The 19,071-nt window shown below is 48.9% G+C and carries 19 protein-coding genes, 1 rRNA gene and 2 riboswitches; all 20 genes read left to right on the top strand.

The annotated features are described in order from the left end of the window. Complete coding sequence (locus AC1TPC_RS22370; protein WP_482069011.1) at positions 1–963, top strand: ABC transporter permease; 963 nt, start codon at positions 1–3, stop codon at positions 961–963. Positions 964–1,285: 322 nt separating this feature from the next. Beyond that, the gene (gene nadA / locus AC1TPC_RS22375; protein WP_482069012.1) at positions 1,286–2,224 is read left to right on the top strand and encodes a quinolinate synthase NadA; all 939 of its coding nucleotides are present in this window, start codon (positions 1,286–1,288) and stop codon (positions 2,222–2,224) included. A gap of 130 nt (positions 2,225–2,354) precedes the next feature. After that, a complete protein-coding gene (gene nadB / locus AC1TPC_RS22380; protein WP_482069013.1) occupies positions 2,355–3,968 on the top strand; it encodes an L-aspartate oxidase in 1,614 nt (537 codons plus the stop codon). After that, entirely contained in the window at positions 3,961–4,845 is an 885-nt protein-coding gene (gene nadC, locus AC1TPC_RS22385) for a carboxylating nicotinate-nucleotide diphosphorylase (protein WP_482069014.1), read from the top strand. The genes nadB and nadC overlap by 8 nt, the downstream gene beginning before the upstream one ends. Beyond that, positions 4,842–5,615, top strand: coding sequence for a type III pantothenate kinase (locus AC1TPC_RS22390; protein WP_482069015.1), 774 nt, complete (start codon positions 4,842–4,844; stop codon positions 5,613–5,615). Before nadC ends, AC1TPC_RS22390 begins: the two co-directional genes overlap by 4 nt. After that, positions 5,615–6,523 (top strand): Hsp33 family molecular chaperone HslO, encoded by a 909-nt coding sequence (gene hslO, locus AC1TPC_RS22395; protein ID WP_482069030.1) that lies wholly within the window; start codon positions 5,615–5,617, stop codon positions 6,521–6,523. Before AC1TPC_RS22390 ends, hslO begins: the two co-directional genes overlap by 1 nt. A 17-nt stretch (positions 6,524–6,540) precedes the next feature. Beyond that, positions 6,541–7,545: a peptidylprolyl isomerase gene (locus tag AC1TPC_RS22400; RefSeq protein ID WP_482069016.1), complete on the top strand. Its 1,005-nt coding sequence runs from the start codon at positions 6,541–6,543 to the stop codon at positions 7,543–7,545. Positions 7,546–7,672: 127 nt separating this feature from the next. Then, positions 7,673–8,611 (top strand): cysteine synthase A, encoded by a 939-nt coding sequence (cysK, locus tag AC1TPC_RS22405; RefSeq protein ID WP_482069017.1) that lies wholly within the window; start codon positions 7,673–7,675, stop codon positions 8,609–8,611. Positions 8,612–8,725: 114 nt separating this feature from the next. Beyond that, on the top strand, positions 8,726–10,330 hold the full coding sequence (locus tag AC1TPC_RS22410; protein ID WP_482069031.1) for an anthranilate synthase component I family protein: 1,605 nt from the start codon (positions 8,726–8,728) through the stop codon (positions 10,328–10,330). Next, the gene (gene pabA / locus AC1TPC_RS22415) at positions 10,327–10,908 is read left to right on the top strand and encodes an aminodeoxychorismate/anthranilate synthase component II (protein ID WP_482069018.1); all 582 of its coding nucleotides are present in this window, start codon (positions 10,327–10,329) and stop codon (positions 10,906–10,908) included. Before AC1TPC_RS22410 ends, pabA begins: the two co-directional genes overlap by 4 nt. After that, a complete protein-coding gene (gene pabC / locus AC1TPC_RS22420) occupies positions 10,905–11,780 on the top strand; it encodes an aminodeoxychorismate lyase (RefSeq protein WP_482069019.1) in 876 nt (291 codons plus the stop codon). The genes pabA and pabC overlap by 4 nt, the downstream gene beginning before the upstream one ends. A gap of 67 nt (positions 11,781–11,847) precedes the next feature. Next, positions 11,848–12,696 carry a dihydropteroate synthase gene (folP, locus tag AC1TPC_RS22425; RefSeq protein ID WP_482069020.1) on the top strand — a complete coding sequence of 283 codons (849 nt, stop codon included), beginning with the start codon at positions 11,848–11,850 and terminating at the stop codon, positions 12,694–12,696. Between the two features lie 63 nt (positions 12,697–12,759). Continuing rightward, positions 12,760–13,146: a dihydroneopterin aldolase gene (folB, locus tag AC1TPC_RS22430; RefSeq protein WP_482069021.1), complete on the top strand. Its 387-nt coding sequence runs from the start codon at positions 12,760–12,762 to the stop codon at positions 13,144–13,146. Next, positions 13,124–13,678, top strand: a complete 555-nt coding sequence (folK, locus tag AC1TPC_RS22435; protein WP_482069022.1) for a 2-amino-4-hydroxy-6-hydroxymethyldihydropteridine diphosphokinase — start codon at positions 13,124–13,126, stop codon at positions 13,676–13,678. Before folB ends, folK begins: the two co-directional genes overlap by 23 nt. Then, entirely contained in the window at positions 13,630–13,842 is a 213-nt protein-coding gene (locus tag AC1TPC_RS22440; RefSeq protein ID WP_053373332.1) for a helix-turn-helix domain-containing protein, read from the top strand. Before folK ends, AC1TPC_RS22440 begins: the two co-directional genes overlap by 49 nt. Before the next feature lie 55 nt (positions 13,843–13,897). Next, positions 13,898–14,941, top strand: coding sequence for a tRNA dihydrouridine synthase DusB (gene dusB / locus AC1TPC_RS22445; RefSeq protein WP_482069023.1), 1,044 nt, complete (start codon positions 13,898–13,900; stop codon positions 14,939–14,941). A 302-nt stretch (positions 14,942–15,243) separates the two neighbouring features. Next, entirely contained in the window at positions 15,244–15,720 is a 477-nt protein-coding gene (greA, locus tag AC1TPC_RS22450; RefSeq protein ID WP_076271320.1) for a transcription elongation factor GreA, read from the top strand. 158 nt (positions 15,721–15,878) lie between these two features. Further along, a complete protein-coding gene (gene lysS / locus AC1TPC_RS22455; protein ID WP_482069024.1) occupies positions 15,879–17,387 on the top strand; it encodes a lysine--tRNA ligase in 1,509 nt (502 codons plus the stop codon). 172 nt (positions 17,388–17,559) lie between these two features. After that, positions 17,560–17,638: riboswitch (cyclic di-GMP riboswitch) on the top strand. 50 nt (positions 17,639–17,688) lie between these two features. After that, positions 17,689–17,767, top strand: a riboswitch (cyclic di-GMP riboswitch). A gap of 13 nt (positions 17,768–17,780) precedes the next feature. Further along, complete coding sequence (locus tag AC1TPC_RS22460; protein ID WP_482069025.1) at positions 17,781–18,590, top strand: transglutaminase domain-containing protein; 810 nt, start codon at positions 17,781–17,783, stop codon at positions 18,588–18,590. A gap of 373 nt (positions 18,591–18,963) precedes the next feature. Further along, positions 18,964–19,071 (top strand): 16S ribosomal RNA (locus AC1TPC_RS22465); the annotation flags it as partial.

Here is a 19,071-nt window from a genome sequence, read left to right on the forward strand (position 1 = left end):
ATGAACGTAATCGATGTCATTGGACAGCTTATTAATACAACACTTGTGTTTTCCACCGCTCTTATCTTTGCAGCACTCGGGGGAATGTACTCCGAGCGTTCAGGTGTCGTCAACATTGGGCTGGAGGGCTTGATGGTATCCGGCGCGTTCGCTGCTGCGGTTGCGACCGAATATGCCATTCAGGCTGGCCTCGGAAATGCGTCTCCTTGGATCGGACTCGTAGCGGCAGCCATATATGGTGTCTTAGTTTCGCTGCTGCATGCCGTATCCACCATCACGTTCAGGGCCGATCAGACGGTCGTAGGCGTCGTTATTAACATTTTCTCGCTAGGCTTGTCGCTTTACTTAACCAAAAGCTTATTTGACGGTTCGGGACAAACGCCGCAGCTTGCAAACGTATTTCACAAAATGAAAATACCTTTCTTATCGGATATACCGCTGCTTGGCAAAGCGATCTTTACTGCTTATCCAACAACATATATCGTCATCATTCTTGCAGTTGTCAGCTATTTCGTTCTTTTCCGCACGCCATTTGGCTTAAGACTTCGCGCGGTGGGCGAGCATCCTAGCTCTGCGGACACTGTCGGAATCAGCGTTACGAAATATCGTTACATCGGTGTATTGCTCAGCGGAGCGCTCGCAGGTCTCGGCGGTGCAACGATTACGTTGACTACGACGAGCAGCTTTGCGCATAATACGATTTCCGGGCAAGGCTTTATCGCGCTGGCAGCGCTCATTTTCGGCAAATGGAATCCCCTTGGCGTCGTTGGAGCAGCCATGTTCTTTGGACTTGCACAAGCACTAAGAAGCTTCGCGCAGCTGTTTGAATTCTCGAAGCAAATTCCAGTTGAGTTTTTCTACATGCTGCCTTACGTATTGACGCTAATCGTTCTGGCAGGCGCGGTCGGCCGCTCGAACGCTCCTTCAGCACTTGGACAGCCTTACGATCCGGCTAAGCGGTAGTGTCATTAAAGATGCAAAGGTCTCTATTCCATTATGGATGGAGGCCTTTTATTCATTTTTGAACACCTAATGAAGTTGAACTTTGCTATCAGATAGCCTACTTGTTAATTAATTTTAAATTGCTGCCCGAAAATGGCCTTTAATACATTGACAGTAGCATCTACCACGTGTAAATTAAATCTTAATCAAATGAATTTATCCCTTTTGGTTTAAACTATAGGTAAGCGACTTTCTAAGTTTGTGCATCAATTCACAAAGTTCAGCTTGCCGTATAACGGAATGGGCATTATCCCCCATCCCTCATAAGAGGAGAGGATTTACTGTGGAAGCACTGGCACTGGAACGCAAGGCGGAGCAAAACCGTGAGCTGCGTGAACGGTTGTTACAGTTGAAGAAAGAACGGAATGCTATCATTTTAGCCCATTATTATCAGCGTGATGAAATTCAAGAGGTAGCTGATTTCCGCGGAGATTCCTTCCTGCTTGCTCAGAAGGCAGCCCAAACGGATGCCGATGTTATCGTATTCTGCGGCGTTCACTTCATGGGCGAGAGCGCAAAGATTTTGGCGCCAAACAAGACGGTCATCATTCCCGACGAGCGTGCAGGCTGCCCGATGGCAGACATGGTAAGCGTGGACGGCTTGCGCAAGCTGAAAGCGCAGCATCCAAATGCAAAGGTCGTTACGTATATCAACTCGTCTGCGGAAATCAAGGCTGAGACTGATATTTGCTGTACGTCGGCGAATGCGGTTAAGGTTGTTAATTCGGTTGAAGGTGACGAGATCATCTGGGTACCGGACAAAAACCTTGGTCACTATGTGCAGCAGAACACCGATAAGAAAATGATTATCTGGGAAGGCTACTGCAACACGCATGACATGCTTACCGTGAAAGACGTAGAAGAAATGAAAGCGAAATATCCGAACGCACAGTTTGTTGTTCACCCGGAATGCCGTCCTGAGGTTGTCGAGCTTGGCGATTTTGTAGGCAGTACAACCGCAATTATCAAATATTGTAAAGAATCGGAGTGCCAGGAGTTTATCGTAGGCACAGAGGACGGTACAGGCTACCAGCTTCGACTAGACAGCCCAGACAAAACATTCCATTTTGCATCTAAATATTTGGTATGTCCTAACATGAAGGTAAATAATTTGAAGAAGCTCGTAAAATGCTTGGAGACGATGCAGCCTCAAATTTATGTACCGCCGCATGTTGCGGATCAAGCACGTTTGTCCTTGGAGCGCATGCTACTCGTGAAGTAGTATGCGCTACTCCTATGTTTGAAATATAAGACTTATTCGTACTCATTTCCTATTATGCTTATATTTCACCACGAAACGAAAGCAACAAAGCCAAAGCCGGCTTTTGCCGTTTACGCTTGGAGGAGCCATAATGATTCCCAGATATTTAGTCGATGTGCAGTTGAGTGAGCTGCCTGTTATTGAAAAAGATGTCATCGTTATCGGGGCCGGCATTGCCGGTCTTTTTACAGCTATACGGTCAACCGAGCATCATTCCGTTCTTATGATTACCAAAAAATCGCTGCTCGACAGCAACACGCGCTACGCGCAAGGCGGTATCGCTGCTGTTATATCGGACGAGGATTCGCCCGCTTACCACAGGCAGGATACACTCGTTGCAGGGGCTGGCCTGTGCTCGAACGAAGCGGTTGATGTGCTCGTTCATGAAGGACCAAAGGGCGTTCGCAGCCTGATCCAGATGGGTACCCAATTCGATTTGGAAAATGGCGAGTTTGCGCTTACGAAGGAAGGCGCGCATAGCCAGCGGCGTATTTTGCATGCCAACGGTGATGCGACGGGCTTTGAGATCGTTAGAGCGCTATCGGAAACCGCTATTGCTAATCCGAAAATAGAAGTGTGGGACGATCATTTTGTGATCGACCTTATTACTCAGGACGGCGAATGCTGCGGCGTTATTGTTCAGAAGCCAAGCGGTCAACGATTGTTCGTGAAAGGAAAAGCGGTCATCCTGAGCTCCGGCGGAGCCGGTCAGCTCTACCGCTATACAACCAATCCCGAGGTTGCAACGGGAGACGGCATTGCGATGGCTTATCGTGCAGGAGCATACATACAGGATGTGGAGTTTATTCAATTCCATCCGACTTCCCTTTGCTATCCGGGCGCGCCGAGATTTCTCATTTCGGAAGCCGTGCGCGGAGAAGGGGCGTATCTCCGCAACATAAAAGGAGAGCGCTTCATGGAGCGTTACCATGAGCAGCTGGAGCTGGCGCCAAGGGACATTGTGGCAAGAGCGATCGTCAGCGAGATGGAAGAGACGAAATCAACCTTCGTCTATATTGATATTACGCATGAATCGGCGGAAATGGTGAAGCACCGTTTTCCTACTATATATGAATACTGCTTGAGATACGGTCTCGACTTAACGTCCGATTGGATTCCAGTTGCCCCTGCTATGCATTACATGATGGGAGGAGTGAAAACCGACCTAAATGGGGAAACGAACATTAAGCGTTTGTTTGCATGCGGCGAGGTATCATCCACGGGTGTTCATGGCGCTAATCGACTGGCAAGCAATTCGTTGTCTGAAGCGATCGTATTTGGCAGAAGAATCGTGAAGCGAATAAATGAGCTGCCAAGCAGTACGTTGGTTCCTATTATTGAAAATGAAATCGAGCGAAGCGGTACATCGATTCAAGCTGTTGTAGAAAGACGGCTTAAGCTGCAAAAAATTATGGTGCGTTATGCCGGCCTGCGCCGTGATGCAAAGGGGCTTGAGAAGGGTCTTGAGGAATTGAAGCGGCAGCTTTCGATTTATCAATCGGTTCTAACCGAGCGTGAAGAGTATGAGTTTGCTAATTTGCTAACCTGCGCGATGCTGACCACGGAAGCGGCGCTTTCGCGGGAAGAAAGCCGGGGAGCTCACTACCGGGAGGATTTTCCGGTACGCGACGATGCGGCATGGAGGAAGCATACGGTGTTGCACCGTCTATATGGACTGACGGAGGAGCGAATAGAGGATGTATGAATGGACGGCAGGCGGGTATGATGCTGCAGTGCGCGATCAAATTCGCGGCTGGCTCGCAGAGGATTTAGGCAGCGGAGACATAACGACCGAGACAACGATTCCTAGAGAGTCGAAGTCGAAGGCTGTTATTCACGTGAAGGAGAGCGGCATTATTGCAGGGCTTCCTATCGCTAAGCTTGTATTTGAGGTTGTAGATTCGTCGCTTGTATTCGAGCAAAAGGTGCAGGATGGCGAACATGTAGATAAAGGTACAGTAATCGCTACAGTAGAGGGCAGTACGCACAGCTTGCTTATAGGCGAGCGCCTAGCACTGAACTTAATGCAACGGCTCTCGGGCATAGCTACCAAGACACGCGCTTTCGTTGATGCGCTTGAAGGGCTTCCGGTTCGTCTTGTGGATACCCGCAAAACGACGCCAGGCCACCGGATGCTGGAGAAGTATGCAGTACGGGTAGGCGGCGGTGCCAATCACCGGTTCGGACTGTACGATGCGGTGATGATTAAGGACAATCACATCAAAGGCGCTGGCGGCATTCGCGCGGCAGTCGAGGCAGCACGCCGCAAAATTCCGCATACGATGAAAATTGAAGTGGAGACGGAGTCGCTTGAGCAGGTCGATGAGGCGCTGGCATGCGGTGCAGACATCATTATGCTCGACAATATGGCTCCTGAGCGGATGAAGGAAGCTGTAGCAAGAATCAAAGGAACATCGCCTCATGTCATTATAGAAGCGTCGGGCGGCGTTTCATTAGAGACAATAAATCGTATTGCGGCATGCGGAGTTGACGTTATTTCCGTAGGCGGACTGACTTATTCCTTCCATGCGCTTGATATTAGCTTGGATTTGAATGAGAAGAAGGGTGGGGAAACGCTTTGATCCTCGTCATTGATGTCGGGAATACGAATATCGTGCTCGGCATATACAAAGGAAAAGAACTGCTGCACCATTGGCGGCTTAGCACGAATCGTTCGGCGACCGTAGATGAATACGGCATTACGATTCACAATCTATTTCATTACGCTGGCGTGAAGCTGGAGCAGATGGACGGCGTCATTATTTCTTCAGTGGTGCCGCCGCTCATGCGGACATTAGAGCAGCTATGCTTAAAATATTTGCGCAAAACCCCGCTTGTCGTAGGGCCTGGCGTGAAAACCGGATTAAATATCCGCTATGAAAATCCGCGTGAGGTTGGCGCGGATCGCATCGTGAATTCCGTAGCGGGCATCGTCAAATACGGATCACCCCTCATTGTGGTTGATTTCGGAACGGCGACAACATTCGATTACATCGATGAAGGGGGCAACTACTTAGGCGGAGCTATTGTTCCGGGAATCGGGATTTCTACCGAGGCGCTGTATCAGCGTGCCGCGAAGCTTCCGCGCATTGAGCTAGTGAGGCCGAAGAGCGTCATTGGCCGCAATCCGGTAACGTCGATGCAGGCTGGCATTATTTTCGGATATGCAGGACAAGTAGACGGTATCGTAAAACGTATTCGTACAGAGTTTGGCGTCAATCCGCGCGTTATCGCGACAGGGGGCTTGGCGGAGTTAATCGCTGCCGAATCGGAAACGATAGAAGAGGTCGATCCGCTTCTGACACTTGAAGGCTTAAGAATTATATATGAACGCAATCAGGAGGGATTATGATGGAAAATCAGCTGAAGGACGTGTTGGTGCGAGGTACGGCATGGGGCGGCAAAATTCGAGTGTTCGCAGCTCGCACGACTCAGCTTGTGGAGGAGCTTCGGCAACGGCATGGCACCTTTCCAACTGCTACGGCAGCATTGGGTCGCACCTTGACAGCTGGAGCCATCATGGGCGCTATGCTGAAAGGGCAAGAGAAGCTGACCATTCAAGTGAAAGGCGATGGCCCAATCGGTCAAATCGTCGTGGATGCTAATGCAGACGGCGAGGTGCGGGGGTATGTTGACCATCCGCAAGTTCATTTGCCGAGCAATGCGCATGGCAAGCTGGATGTTGCCGGAGCGGTTGGACGCAGCGGTCATCTTCATATTACAAAGGACTTAGGCATGAAAGAGCCTTATCGCGGAAGCATTCCGATTGTCTCTGGCGAGCTTGGCGAGGATTTCACGTACTACTTCGCGGTTTCGGAGCAGACGCCTTCTGCGGTTGGCCTTGGTGTATTAGTGGATACGGATAACGCGGTGCTGCATGCAGGCGGATTTATCGTGCAGCTGATGCCAGGACTTACGGATGAGGAAATTACGCGGCTGGAGCAAGCGGTTGGCGCGCTGCCTCCTGTAACGGCTTTGCTGGATCAAGGCGAGACGCCTGAGGAGCTGCTTGCCCGGATTGTTGGCGATAACGGAGATCTTCATATACACGATACGATGGACTTGAGATTCCAATGCTTCTGTTCCGCGGAACGCGTAGAGCAAACGCTTCTCAGTTTGGGCGAAAATGAGCTGAAACAAATTATTGAAGAAGACGGAAAAGCGGAAGTCGTTTGCCAATTTTGCAACGAAGCGTATACATTTGAACGGGCGCAGCTAGAGCTGTTGCTAGATCAAGCGAAGCCGAAGCCGATCCAATAATCGGAGGCATTGGGGTAATGAAGAAATACGAGGTGCTGAGGGCCGTTGTCATCCTTCAAGCCGTATGTATGGTGGTGTTAACGGTTGTCGTAATTGCGAAGGTGTGGCCAGGGAATGACCGAATGCCGAATAGTAGTCCGCAGACGAATGTGGGCAGCGATGAAGAGAAGGATGATCCTGTCAAATCTGGTCAATCACCGGGCGCTGATTCGTCCCAACAAACGGACAAGCAGCGAGTGGTCGCCAAGGTCGGTGCGGAAGAGATTACTTTAGCCGATCTGGAGAAGGAGCTTCATAAGCAGTATGGAGATGCTGTACTGCGTACACTAATGGTGCACAAAGCGATTGATTTAGAAGCTGCGGCTTTCGAGCTGTCTATATCGGCTGAAGAGCAAAGCCGTGCGCTTGAGAAAATGGTTGAAGGCTACGACAGCGAGGCTCGCTTCTATGAAGTTATGCAGGAGCAGGTCGGCATGACGAAGGAGCAGGTGCTTGAAGATCTCCGCTACCGTTTGCTGATGGAAAAAATCGTCATTCGAAGCATAAATGTCTCCGATGAAGAGGTCGATCGTTATATTGCCGATCATCCCGAGGAGTTTGATGCGCGGATGCAGCTGCATTTGCAATGGATTTTGACGGAAACGTCGAAGGAGGCGAACTCTGTATTAGGGCTACTAACGGATGGTGAAGACTTCACTACGCTTGCCCGCACCTACTCGATTGACTCCTTCACGGCCGATTCAGGCGGAGATTTAGGCTTAATTGATGAAGATGACCCCTTCTACAATCGAGAAATGCTGGATACAGCCAGCCGATTGCAGGTGGCTGAAATGGCGGGTCCCATTAAGGTTGACGCCGGCTATGCGATAATTCGGCTCATCGAACGCCAGACAACGACAAAAATGACGGGGCGCAGGCTGCATGATACGGTTCGCAAACAGCTGGCGCTTGAGCGTGCCGACTCGATGACGGATCTTGAAGATGCGCTTCTCGATAAATATGATGCAGTGAAAACGGAATAGCATCGATCTGAGCAGCGTTTTCAGTGGAGTGAGAAAGTCACTATTGACAACGGATGCAAGACATTGTTAATATGGAGTTAGTGAAAAAACCAACTGAATTAGTCGGAATAAGGAGGCAGTTATTTCCATGGCCAAAATTGTGCAAAGCGTTCTAGATCTTATCGGTGATACTCCGCTTGTTCGTTTGAACCGTCTCGTACCTGAAGGCAGTGCAGAAATTTATGTAAAGCTTGAATACCAAAATCCAGGTGCAAGCGTAAAAGACCGTATCGCAATCAGCATGATTGAGGTAGCGGAGCAAGAAGGAATTATTAAACCAGGCGACACGATCATTGAGCCTACAAGCGGCAACACAGGAATCGGACTAGCACTTGTAGCAGCAGCCAAAGGCTACAAAGCTATTCTTGTAATGCCTGAAACCATGAGCGTTGAGCGTCGCAACCTGCTTCGCGCTTACGGCGCTGAGCTTGTATTGACACCAGGATCTGAAGGTATGAACGGTGCGGTTCGCAAAGCTGAAGAGCTTGCAGCCGAGAACCCTAACTACTTCCTGCCGCAACAATTCAAAAACCAAGCCAACGTGAAGATCCACCGTGAAACGACTGGTCCAGAAATCGTTGAGGCGATCAACTCCCTTGACGGCAAATTGGATGCATTCGTTGCAGGTATCGGCACTGGCGGTACCATTTCTGGTACGGGTGAAGTGCTTAAGAAAAACTTTGATGGCATCAAAATTTACGCTGTTGAGCCTGCGGCTTCGCCGATTCTTTCTGGCGGCAAACCAGGCGCTCACAAAATCCAAGGTATCGGCGCTAACTTCGTACCTGATATTTTGAATCGCGAAATCTATGACGCTGTTATTACAATTGAGAACGAAGATGCGTTTGAATACGCTCGTCGCGCAGCGAAAGAAGAAGGCATCCTTTGCGGAATTTCTTCTGGTGCAGCTATCTATGCTGCTCTGCAAGTTGCGAAAGAGCTTGGCGCTGGCAAACGTGTAGTTGCTATTGTTCCAAGCAATGGCGAACGTTACCTCTCAACTCCACTATTCAACTTCGAAAACTAATTTTTATTGCCTATACAAAGACAGCCTTTCATTCCTTGGAATGGAAGGCTTTCTTTTTACTTTGCTATTCTGTATACTGAGCAAAATAAGTCAAGTTATCGGGGGTTGAAGGTGATGGTCACCGCAATGGAGCAGTGGTATCGGTGGCACGCCGAACGGAAATATACGACGCTGCCGCTGCTCAAGGAATTGCCCTTTGAGCTCGAGAATAGAGCTGGCGTTTCTTCATGGGAAGAGGTCTGGCAGGATGCCTCGCCTTATGCTTTTATACTAGAGAGCGGCAAGGACGGACGCTATTCGTATTTGGGCTTGCATCCTGACGGCGTGATACGCGGAAAAGGCTTGTCTGCTCATTCTGTTGAGTTCCATTCGCTTGAGGAGCATAGCGAGCGCCAGTGGGAAGGTAAGCCGCTGGAGGTTGTGAGGGAATGGATGAGCGGACAGCTTGGCCCAAGGCTTGAAGGCGGTCCTAAGTGGATCGGCGGCTGCGTCGGTTATTGGGGGTATGATATTATACGCTCCATTGAACGATTGCCTGCTATTGCGCAGGATGATCGGAATATGCCAGATTATTTATTTATGCAAATGAATGAGCTGTGGATCATCGACCATGTGCAATCGAAGGTATATTGTGTAGTTCATACGAAGGTTGATTTTGGCGCGAATGAAGACGAGCTTGGCTCTGTTTACGAGCGAGCGCTTGCTAGAGCAGAAGGAATGACCGATTATTGGCTGACCTGGTTCGACGAAGAACGCGCCAAGGCGAAGGCGGCGCTGCTGCGAGAGAAGCGGCAGCAACTGCTCGCGGATGATTCGCTGGAAATAGACATTGAGTCTGTCACTGGCATTACCTCTCCGTTCTCGAAGGAAGCTTATATGGAGGCCGTTCGAAAAATACAAGCCTATATCGAGCAAGGCGACGTCTTTCAAGTAAATCTTTCCGTACGGCAAAGCAAGGAGATTGCGACTTCGGCAGAAGAGTTGTATGAATGGCTAAGACTCGTTAATCCGTCGCCTTACATGGGTTTTCTGCGCTGTCCCGAGTTTCAGCTTGTATCGGCATCGCCGGAGCTATTGGTTGAGCTTCGTGATAACAAGCTTGCCACAAGGCCCATTGCGGGAACTCGGAGGCGGGGACGTACAGAAGAGGAGGATCTTCGACTCGCAGATGAGCTTCTATCGAATGAGAAGGAGCGGGCCGAGCATATTATGCTTGTTGATCTGGAGCGGAATGATCTTGGACGCATCTCAGCCTATGGCACAGTTAAAGTGGAAGAGCTTATGGTAATCGAACAGTATTCGCATGTCATGCATCTTGTCTCCCAAGTAGAGGGACAATTAGCAGGCGGCAAGGATGCTTACGATGTTATCTCGGCTACTTTTCCAGGGGGAACGATTACCGGCGCTCCGAAAATTCGCACCATGGAAATTATCGAAGAGCTTGAGCCGACACGCCGAGGCCCTTATACGGGCTCGCTTGGATGGATTGACTATAATGGCGATATGGAATTTAATATAATTATTAGAACAATTGCACTGCAGGAGGGGATTGCCCATATTCAAACGGGAGCGGGAATCGTGATCGATTCTGGACCAGAGAGAGAATATAAGGAATCGTTGAACAAGGCGAAGGCATTATGGAAGGCCATTCAGTATAGCGAGCGGTTTGCCGCGCATGAACAAGCAGCGGAATCGGAAAGAGGAGGAGCGTTAACATGATACTGGTAATCGATAATTATGATTCTTTCACGTACAATTTGGTTCAATATTTGGGTGAGCTTGGGGAAGAGATTGTAGTTAAACGCAATGACGAGATTGATTTGGCAGGAATTGAAGCGCTGGCTCCTGATCATATTTTGATATCGCCAGGTCCTTGCTCGCCGAATGAAGCAGGCATCAGCCTGTCGCTTATTGACTATTTTAAAGGAAAAATCCCGATTTTCGGCGTTTGTCTAGGCCATCAATCGATCGGGCAAGCCTTCGGAGGCGAAGTGGTTCGCGCAGAGAAGCTGATGCACGGCAAAACCTCCGCTATTCATCATAATGGAACGTCGATTTTTGCAGGCATGCCATCGCCATTTACTGCTACGCGCTACCACTCTCTCATCGTGCGCCGCGAAACGCTGCCGGATTGCTTGGAAATTACGGCAGAGACGGATGAAGGCGAGATTATGGGGCTGCGCCACAAGGAATATCCTATTGAAGGGGTGCAATTCCACCCGGAATCGATTATAACGGAGCATGGTCTGACGATGCTTCGTAATTTCTTGCAAAATCGGAGCAGCGCAGTTCGATGAAAATCGGACTGAACGGCTCCGTTATGGAAGCGAGCGAAGCCGTGATCTCAGTATATGATCACGGTTTTTTGTACGGCATGGGCTTGTTTGAGACCTTTCGCACCTATGAGGGGAAGCCTTACTTACTGGATAGGCATATGAATCGATTGCAGTCGGGCTGTAAGCAGCTGGGGATTCAGTATCATGCTGATGCCGAGAAGGTAAGCAACTGGGTGAGAGAGCTGCTGGAGGCGAACGGGCTTCAGGATGGCTACGTTCGAATGACGGTCAGTGCAGGTGAAGCTGAGCTCGGCTTGCCGACAGGTGATTATGAGCAGCCTAATATGTTCATGCTTGTAAAAGCATTGCCGCCAGTTAATGATGCGGTTCATATGCGCGGACGGGAGCTGCGTCTTATGCAGACTAGGCGGAATACGCCTGAAGGCGATGTTCGCTTCAAATCTCTCCATTATATGAACAATATTATTGCAAAGCGGGAACTGCTGGCTGGCGATGCCTCGCCAGGCGCCGAAGGACTTATGCTCAGCCATGAGGGATGGCTGGCAGAGGGAATTGTGAGCAACTTGTTTTTTGCTAAGGATAAAGTCATAAATACGCCCGACATTACGGTTGGCATTTTGCCAGGCATAACGCGCGCGCGCGTGCTTGAGCTGGCGCGTTGTGCGGGCTACAAGGCGGAAGAAGGGCTTTACAGCTGGGAGCAGCTTCAGTCGGCTGACGAAATTTGGTTAACCAATTCGATTCAGGAGCTTGTCCCTGTAACCAAAATATCGGACGCAAACGGGTGGAGTGCGGTGATTGGCGACGGTGAAGCGGGAGCTGTGACTAGAGAATTGCTGTCGCTATACCGACAATCAACGCGAGCCGATTAAGGTGATCTGCTTATCCGTCATATACAGCTGCAGCTTAAAGAATACGAATAAGGGTGGCGGACGAACATTGGATCAACAACCACGATTCTACAATAGAGCATATAGTTTTGGCGGCAGTGCCAATCTGGAATTAGGCAGCCGCACCTTAATTATGGGCATTCTCAATGCTACCCCTGATTCATTTTCCGATGGCGGGCGTTATACGAATATAGATGCCGCCGTTGCCCATGCCATTGCGATGGCTCGGGACGGCGCCGACATTCTCGATATTGGCGGTGAGTCGACCCGCCCTGGCTTTGAGCCAGTGGATGTGAAAGAGGAGATTCGGCGCATTGTTCCCGTCATTCGTGCGGTGCGCGAAGCGCTGCCGCATATTCCTCTCTCGATTGATACCTACAAAGCGGAGACGGCTCGCGCGGCGCTGGAGGCTGGCGCTCACATCATCAATGACATTTGGGGCCTTAAAGGCGACCCCAATATGGCCGCCGTTGCGGCGGAGTATGGCTGTCCGGTCATTATCAGCCATAATCGCCACGCCCGGGACTATAACGACCTCGTCCCGGATGTGCTCGCTGACCTGCTAAGCAGCGTCAGCATCGCTCATACTGCCGGCATCGCCGATGAGCAAATATGGCTTGATCCCGGCATCGGCTTCGCCAAAACCCATGAGGACAACCTCGAGCTGCTCGGTCGTCTATCCGAACTGCATGCGCTCGGCTATCCGGTGCTGCTCGGCACCTCGCGCAAGCGATTCATCAAGCAGACGCTGAATCTGCCTGTGGAAGACCTCGTTGAGGGGACGGCTGCGACCGTCGTCCTCGGCATCGCGCATGGCTGCCAAATCATGCGCGTCCATGATGTGCGCGCAATCAAGCGCGCCGCGCTCATGACGGATGCAATACTGTATCGCGGCTAACCTTGCTGCGGAAGGCTTTTTTAAAAAGACAGCTAAGCTGCATCGACAGGAGAATAGCATATAATGGATAATATGATAGTTAAAGGGATGAAGTTCTACGGCTATCATGGCGTATTTCCCGAAGAAAATAAGCTGGGCCAGCAATATTACGTCGACATCGAGCTGCGGATGGACTTGGAGCAGGCTGCGAAGACGGATGATTTGAGCCATACGGTTAATTATGCGGAAATTCATGCGTTAGCCAAAACGATCGTGGAAGGCCCGCCTTTTAAGCTGATTGAAGCTTTAACGGGTCACATTGCATCACGAGTACTGGAAGCTTATACTATGGTAAATGAAGTTACGGTTCGAGTAACGAAGCCGCATCCGCCGTTCGACATCCACTTTGATGGAGTAACAGTAGAGCTGCGCAGAAAGCGGGATGCTGATGGACGAACAATTCCCGCTTGAAGGCGCACCAGCGGAAGCTTATATCGCATTAGGCTCCAATATGGGCAATCGCGAGCAATTGCTGCTCTCTGCGATTGGTCTCATTGACGCACACCCGAACATCGCGGTAAATAAAGTATCTGGTATGTATGAGACGGATCCTGTAGGATATACGGAACAACCGCCTTTTCTCAATATGACGTTAGCCGTGCAAACGACGCTTTCCCCGATCATTCTGCTGAGACAGCTGCTTGCTTTCGAGCAGCAATTAGGGAGAGTTCGACAAATACGTTGGGGACCGAGAACCATTGACCTTGATCTTCTCCTATATGATAATGTCAGAATGGATCAAGAAGAGCTGATATTGCCGCATCCGCGCATGATGGAGCGGTCATTTGTATTAGTGCCGCTGAACGATACTATGGATCAATCGCATCCGTTGCAGGCCGAAGTAGGCGCAGCTTCTGAGGCGGCGCTTTTGGATGGAAAGGAAGGCATCACGCTATGGAAAACAATCAATTGGCGCAGCGCGTCAGAGCCTTTCGAAAGCTGAAGGGCTATACTCAGCAGGAGCTGGCCAAGGTGCTTGGCGTATCAGTAGCGGTTCTCGGCTCATTGGAGCGAGGGACGAGAAAGACAGATCCAAAGCTGCTCAGCCATATAGCAAAAACGTTAGGAATCAGCTACGAGGAACTTATGTCTGACGATCGTCAGTAATGATGCAATTAAGGGATTGGAACAATAAATAATTAGAAGAGGAGCAAGGAGCGACATGCTGAAAATCGGAGACATCGAGATGAAGAACAGAGTGGTGCTAGCGCCGATGGCAGGCGTGTGCAACCCGGCTTTTCGATTAATTGCCAAGGAATTCGGAACAGGTCTTGTATGCGCGGAGATGGTAAGCGACAAGGCGATTTTGCACGGAAATAAACGGACGCTGGAGATGCTGTTCGTCGATGAGCGTGAGAAGCCGTTAAGCCTTCAAATTTTTGGCGGTGACCGAGAGTCGCTTGTTGAAGCGGCAAAAGTCGTCGATAAGCAAACGAATGCGGATATTATCGATATAAATATGGGCTGCCCGGTGCCGAAGGTAACGAAGTGTGATGCAGGTGCCCGCTGGCTGCTTGATCCGAACAAGATCTATGAAATGGTCTCGGCGGTAGTGGATGCGGTACAGAAGCCGGTTACGGTGAAAATGCGCATCGGCTGGGATGATCAGCATATTTACGCAGTCGAGAATGCACGAGCTGTTGAGCGCGCTGGCGGCAAAGCCGTTAGCGTACATGGACGTACGCGCGAGCAGCTGTATACAGGCAAGGCTAATTGGGACATTATAAAGGATGTCAAAGAAGCGGTATCTATTCCCGTAATTGGGAATGGCGACGTCTTCTCGCCAGAGGATGCTAAGCGGCTTCTTGATCATACCGGCTGCGACGGCGTTATGATTGGGCGCGGAGCGCTCGGAAACCCTTGGATGCTCTATCGTACGATTCAATACTTGACCAATGGCGAGCTGCTTAGCGACCCTACGCCACGCGAGAAAATGAAAGTGGCCATTTTGCATCTGGACCGGCTGGTAGCACTAAAGAACGAAGCGGTCGCGGTACGCGAGATGCGCAAGCACCTCGCTTGGTATCTGAAGGGCCTTCCAGGCGGTGCTCGCGTGAAGGATGTCATTATGGAAGAAACAGGACGCGACCCGATGGTAGCCATTTTGGAAAACTACGTACGGACGCTTGAAGAGGAAGCTGAGTTCCAGCCAACAAGCGCTTCTGTGAGCGGAGACGCAGCCGCCGCTGAAGAAGTTGTATACTAAAAAACGAATCGATCAATTATTCATTTTACTTGTTCGGCAACTTAACCGACACTATTCGACAAAAGCCGCTATCTAGCGGCTTCTGCTTCAACTGCCAGAAATGAAACGGCTTCAATGGGTCGTCTGGCTTTGATTGACATTGAGGGTAATTTTGCAATATAATCGTGCAATATAATCTAACGAATACATGAAGAGTGCCTCAAACATCAGTAGGTATGAGGTTCAGGAAGCGTAATATATTAGGTATCAGTGAATTCATACAAGGTATGAATAATTAGTCACATGACAGGAGAATCGGAAAGATGAACGATAAGCAAATCATTCTGACTCAAGAAGGGCTGCGAAAGCTTGAAGATGAATTAGAGAACCTAAAGTCTGTCAAACGCCGTGAAGTTGCCGAACGGATTAAAGTGGCAATCGGCTATGGCGATATAAGCGAAAACTCGGAGTACGAGGATGCTAAGAATGAGCAGGCATTCATCGAAGGCCGTGTTCTTACCCTTGAGAAAATGCTGCGCAACGCGCGTATTATAAATAATGATGACATTGATATTGATACCGTGAGCATCGGCTCGATCGTAACGGTTGAAGATATGGAATATGGCGACACGATGGATTATTCCATTGTAGGTACAGCGGAAGCTGATCCTTTGCAAAACAAGATCTCGAATGAAAGTCCGGTTGGCAAAGCGATTTTGGGCAAGAAAAAAGGCACAGTCGTTGAAGTAAGCGTACCAGTTGGCATTATCCAGTACAAAATTCTCGATATCAAAAAATAAGGTTTGCCATGTGCGGATCAAAAAGCTTCCTTGTGGGAAGCTTTTTGAACGTTTACAATAGAAGAACCTATTATTTAAGTTTATTGGATGCTTATCTTTTACTGCAGGGTTCTGGAGACAACCGCGTACGCCTGCCGAACGATCAAGGAGATGAAGAAGTGGAACATGAAAACAATGAGCAGGAGCTAAGCGAGCTCTTGCAAATTCGCAGAGACAAGTTGGATGAGCTGAGAGGGCTGGGAGTAGACCCATTCGGCCGTAAATTCGAGCGCACTCATAATGCCAAAGAAATTGTACAAGCATATGAAACGCTGAGCAAAGAAGAGCTTGAAGGCCAAGCGGTTAAGGTTAGCATTGCTGGACGTATTATGCAAAAGCGAGGCATGGGCAAAGCGGGCTTCGCGACGATTCAAGATTTGAGCGGCAAGGTTCAAATTTATGTTCGCAAGGATACAGTTGAAGAGCATAAATTCGCTGCTTTCGACTTGCTTGATATCGGTGATATCATCGGCGTGCATGGCGTAGTATTCAAAACGAATACAGGCGAGGTATCGGTTAAAGCGCATGATGTTGAAGTATTGACCAAATCGCTACTGCCATTGCCCGATAAGTATCATGGCTTGAAGGATGTAGAGCTTCGTTACCGTCAACGCTATGTTGACCTTATCGTGAATCCAGACGTACAACAAACCTTTATTACGCGTTCCAAAATCATTCAATCGATGCGCCGCTACTTGGATTCCCGCGGCTATTTAGAAGTAGAAACACCAACTTTGCATTCTATTGCAGGCGGTGCGGCAGCGCGTCCGTTTGAAACGCATCATAATGCGCTCGACATGCAGCTCTACATGCGTATTGCGATCGAGCTTCATTTGAAGCGGTTGATCGTAGGCGGATTGGAGAAAGTGTACGAGATTGGCCGCGTTTACCGCAATGAGGGTATTTCGACTCGCCACAATCCGGAATTTACAATGATTGAGCTTTACGAGGCTTATGCCGATTACAAAGATATTATGGCTTTGACGGAAAATGTAATCGCCCATATTGCCCAAGAGGTTCTCGGTACTACGAAAATTACTTATCAAGGTCAAGAGATTGATCTGACACCGCAGTGGCGCCGGGTTTCCATGGTTGAGCTTGTCAAAGAATTGACGGGCGTTGATTTTGGCGTGGAGATGAGCGATGAAGAAGCACATCGTTTGGCGAAGGAGCATAAGGTTGCTGTTGATCCGCATATGACATTTGGTCATATCCTTAACGCATTCTTCGAGCAGTTCGGCGAGCACACGCTTATTCAGCCGACGTTCGTAACCGGACACCCTGTTGCGATCTCTCCGCTAGCCAAGAAGAACGAAGATGACCCGCGTTTCACGGATCGCTTCGAGCTCTTTATCGTAGCGCGCGAGCATGCCAATGCCTTTACCGAGCTGAACGATCCGATCGATCAGCGCGAGCGGTTCGAGTCGCAGCTTGTAGAGCGCGAGCATGGCAACGATGAAGCGCATGAGATGGATGAGGATTTCATCCGTGCTTTAGAATACGGCATGCCGCCAACTGGCGGACTAGGAATCGGTATCGACCGGTTGATCATGCTGCTAACGGATGCGCCATCGATCCGTGACGTACTGTTGTTCCCTCATATGAGAGATCAACGCTCGGCAGAGTAACGATTAATATAGCAGAACCGCTTGGCACTGGCTGCCTGCGGTTCTTTTTATTTTCAACAGTCGAGCATTTGCGGCAGCAATCGTGAAATAACTACCAATTTCTTCTTAATAAGATGGCGAAATCTATTGATTTGCTAGAATCATATGGTAAGATGGATCTAATAAAGCGATACACGATAAACGGCAAACCTATCGAAAGGTAGGGACGCAAAGCTAAAGGGCCTTCCTGAAGATGGCAGCCAGCTTCCGAATGGATGGGCTTTTTTTGTTTGTATTGGACATGCGCTCAGCATGCAGCTTCACACGATAACGGCAAACCTATCGAAAGGTAGGGACGCAAAGCTAAAGGGCCTTCCGAAAGATGGCAGCCAGCTACCGAAGGGAGTTACGTTCATGCGTAAAATATTCTTAGCAATCGCAGCTTTTGTACTTTTTGCATCCATTAATGTCACTGTGGCACAAGCAAGCGAAGCGAATGCATCTGCTTGGCTGAATACGAGCAATCTGGATAACGGTGTTGTCTCCATCCAATATGCCGTGAATGCTAAAGTGAAAACGAAGCTGATGATTGCCAAAGGCGAAACAAACTATACATACAATCTCGATAGCGAAAAAACAGCAGAGAGCTTCCCCTTGCAGCTTGGCAATGGTGCATATACGATTTCGTTGCTTGAGAACACGACGGGCAATAAGTATAAGCTGATAAGTAAAGAATCAGTAACGCTTAGCTTGAAGGAAAGCAATGATGTCTACTTGAATTCGATTCAAAATATTGAATGGACAAGCTCGAGCAGTGCGGTTGTCAAAGCCAAGGAATTGACTAAAAACAAAAAGACAGATGCTGAGAAAGTAAAAGCGGTCTATGATTACATCATTACTAACATCAATTACGATAATCAATTAGCGGCTAATTTATCGATCGACTACCTTCCTAATATCGATCGCACTTTCAAATCGAAGAAAGACATTTGTTACGGTTACGCATCTCTGTTTGCCGGAATGCTTCGCAGCTTGGATATTCCAACTAAGCTCGTTATGGGACAATCCACTTATGTAGATGTATATCACGCTTGGAATGAAGTTTATTTAAATGGCAAATGGGTATTAATCGATACCACCGTCGATGCAGGATTGAATAAGGGAAATAAGAAATTTGAGCTAATTAAAGATGCAGCCCAATATAAAGCAGCCAAACAATACTAATACCCGATTAAATAACGAGCTTGCGCTAAGACGCAGAGCTCGTTTTTTTTTTTTTATGTCTTGACCTAGCTCGTATATCTGTTTAAGCTCCACTACTATTTAGAAGAAATATGGAGTAAATAGTGGGGTGAAAAAAAGATGCACTATTATTTAAAAAAATGCTTGCATTCATATAGGCGAACGTGATATATTATCTAGGTCGCCAACGAGACACACGGCCGACATGAAAGAAAAGATTGCTCTTTGAAAACTGAACAACGAGTGAAACTGCCTCGCAAATCCTTCGGGATTTAGCGAAAAAGCGATATAAAAGTAATGAGCATTTCAAACACATGAAGCTTTCTCTTCGACATCGCGTCGAAGTGAAAACTTCCATTTGGAGAGTTTGATCCTGGCTCAGGACGAACGCTGGCGGCGTGCCTAATACATGCAAGTCGAGCGGATCTTGTCCTTCGGGATAAGATTAGCGGCGGACGGGTGA

The sequence above is a fragment of the Paenibacillus sp. Y280 genome, assembly GCF_056786335.1.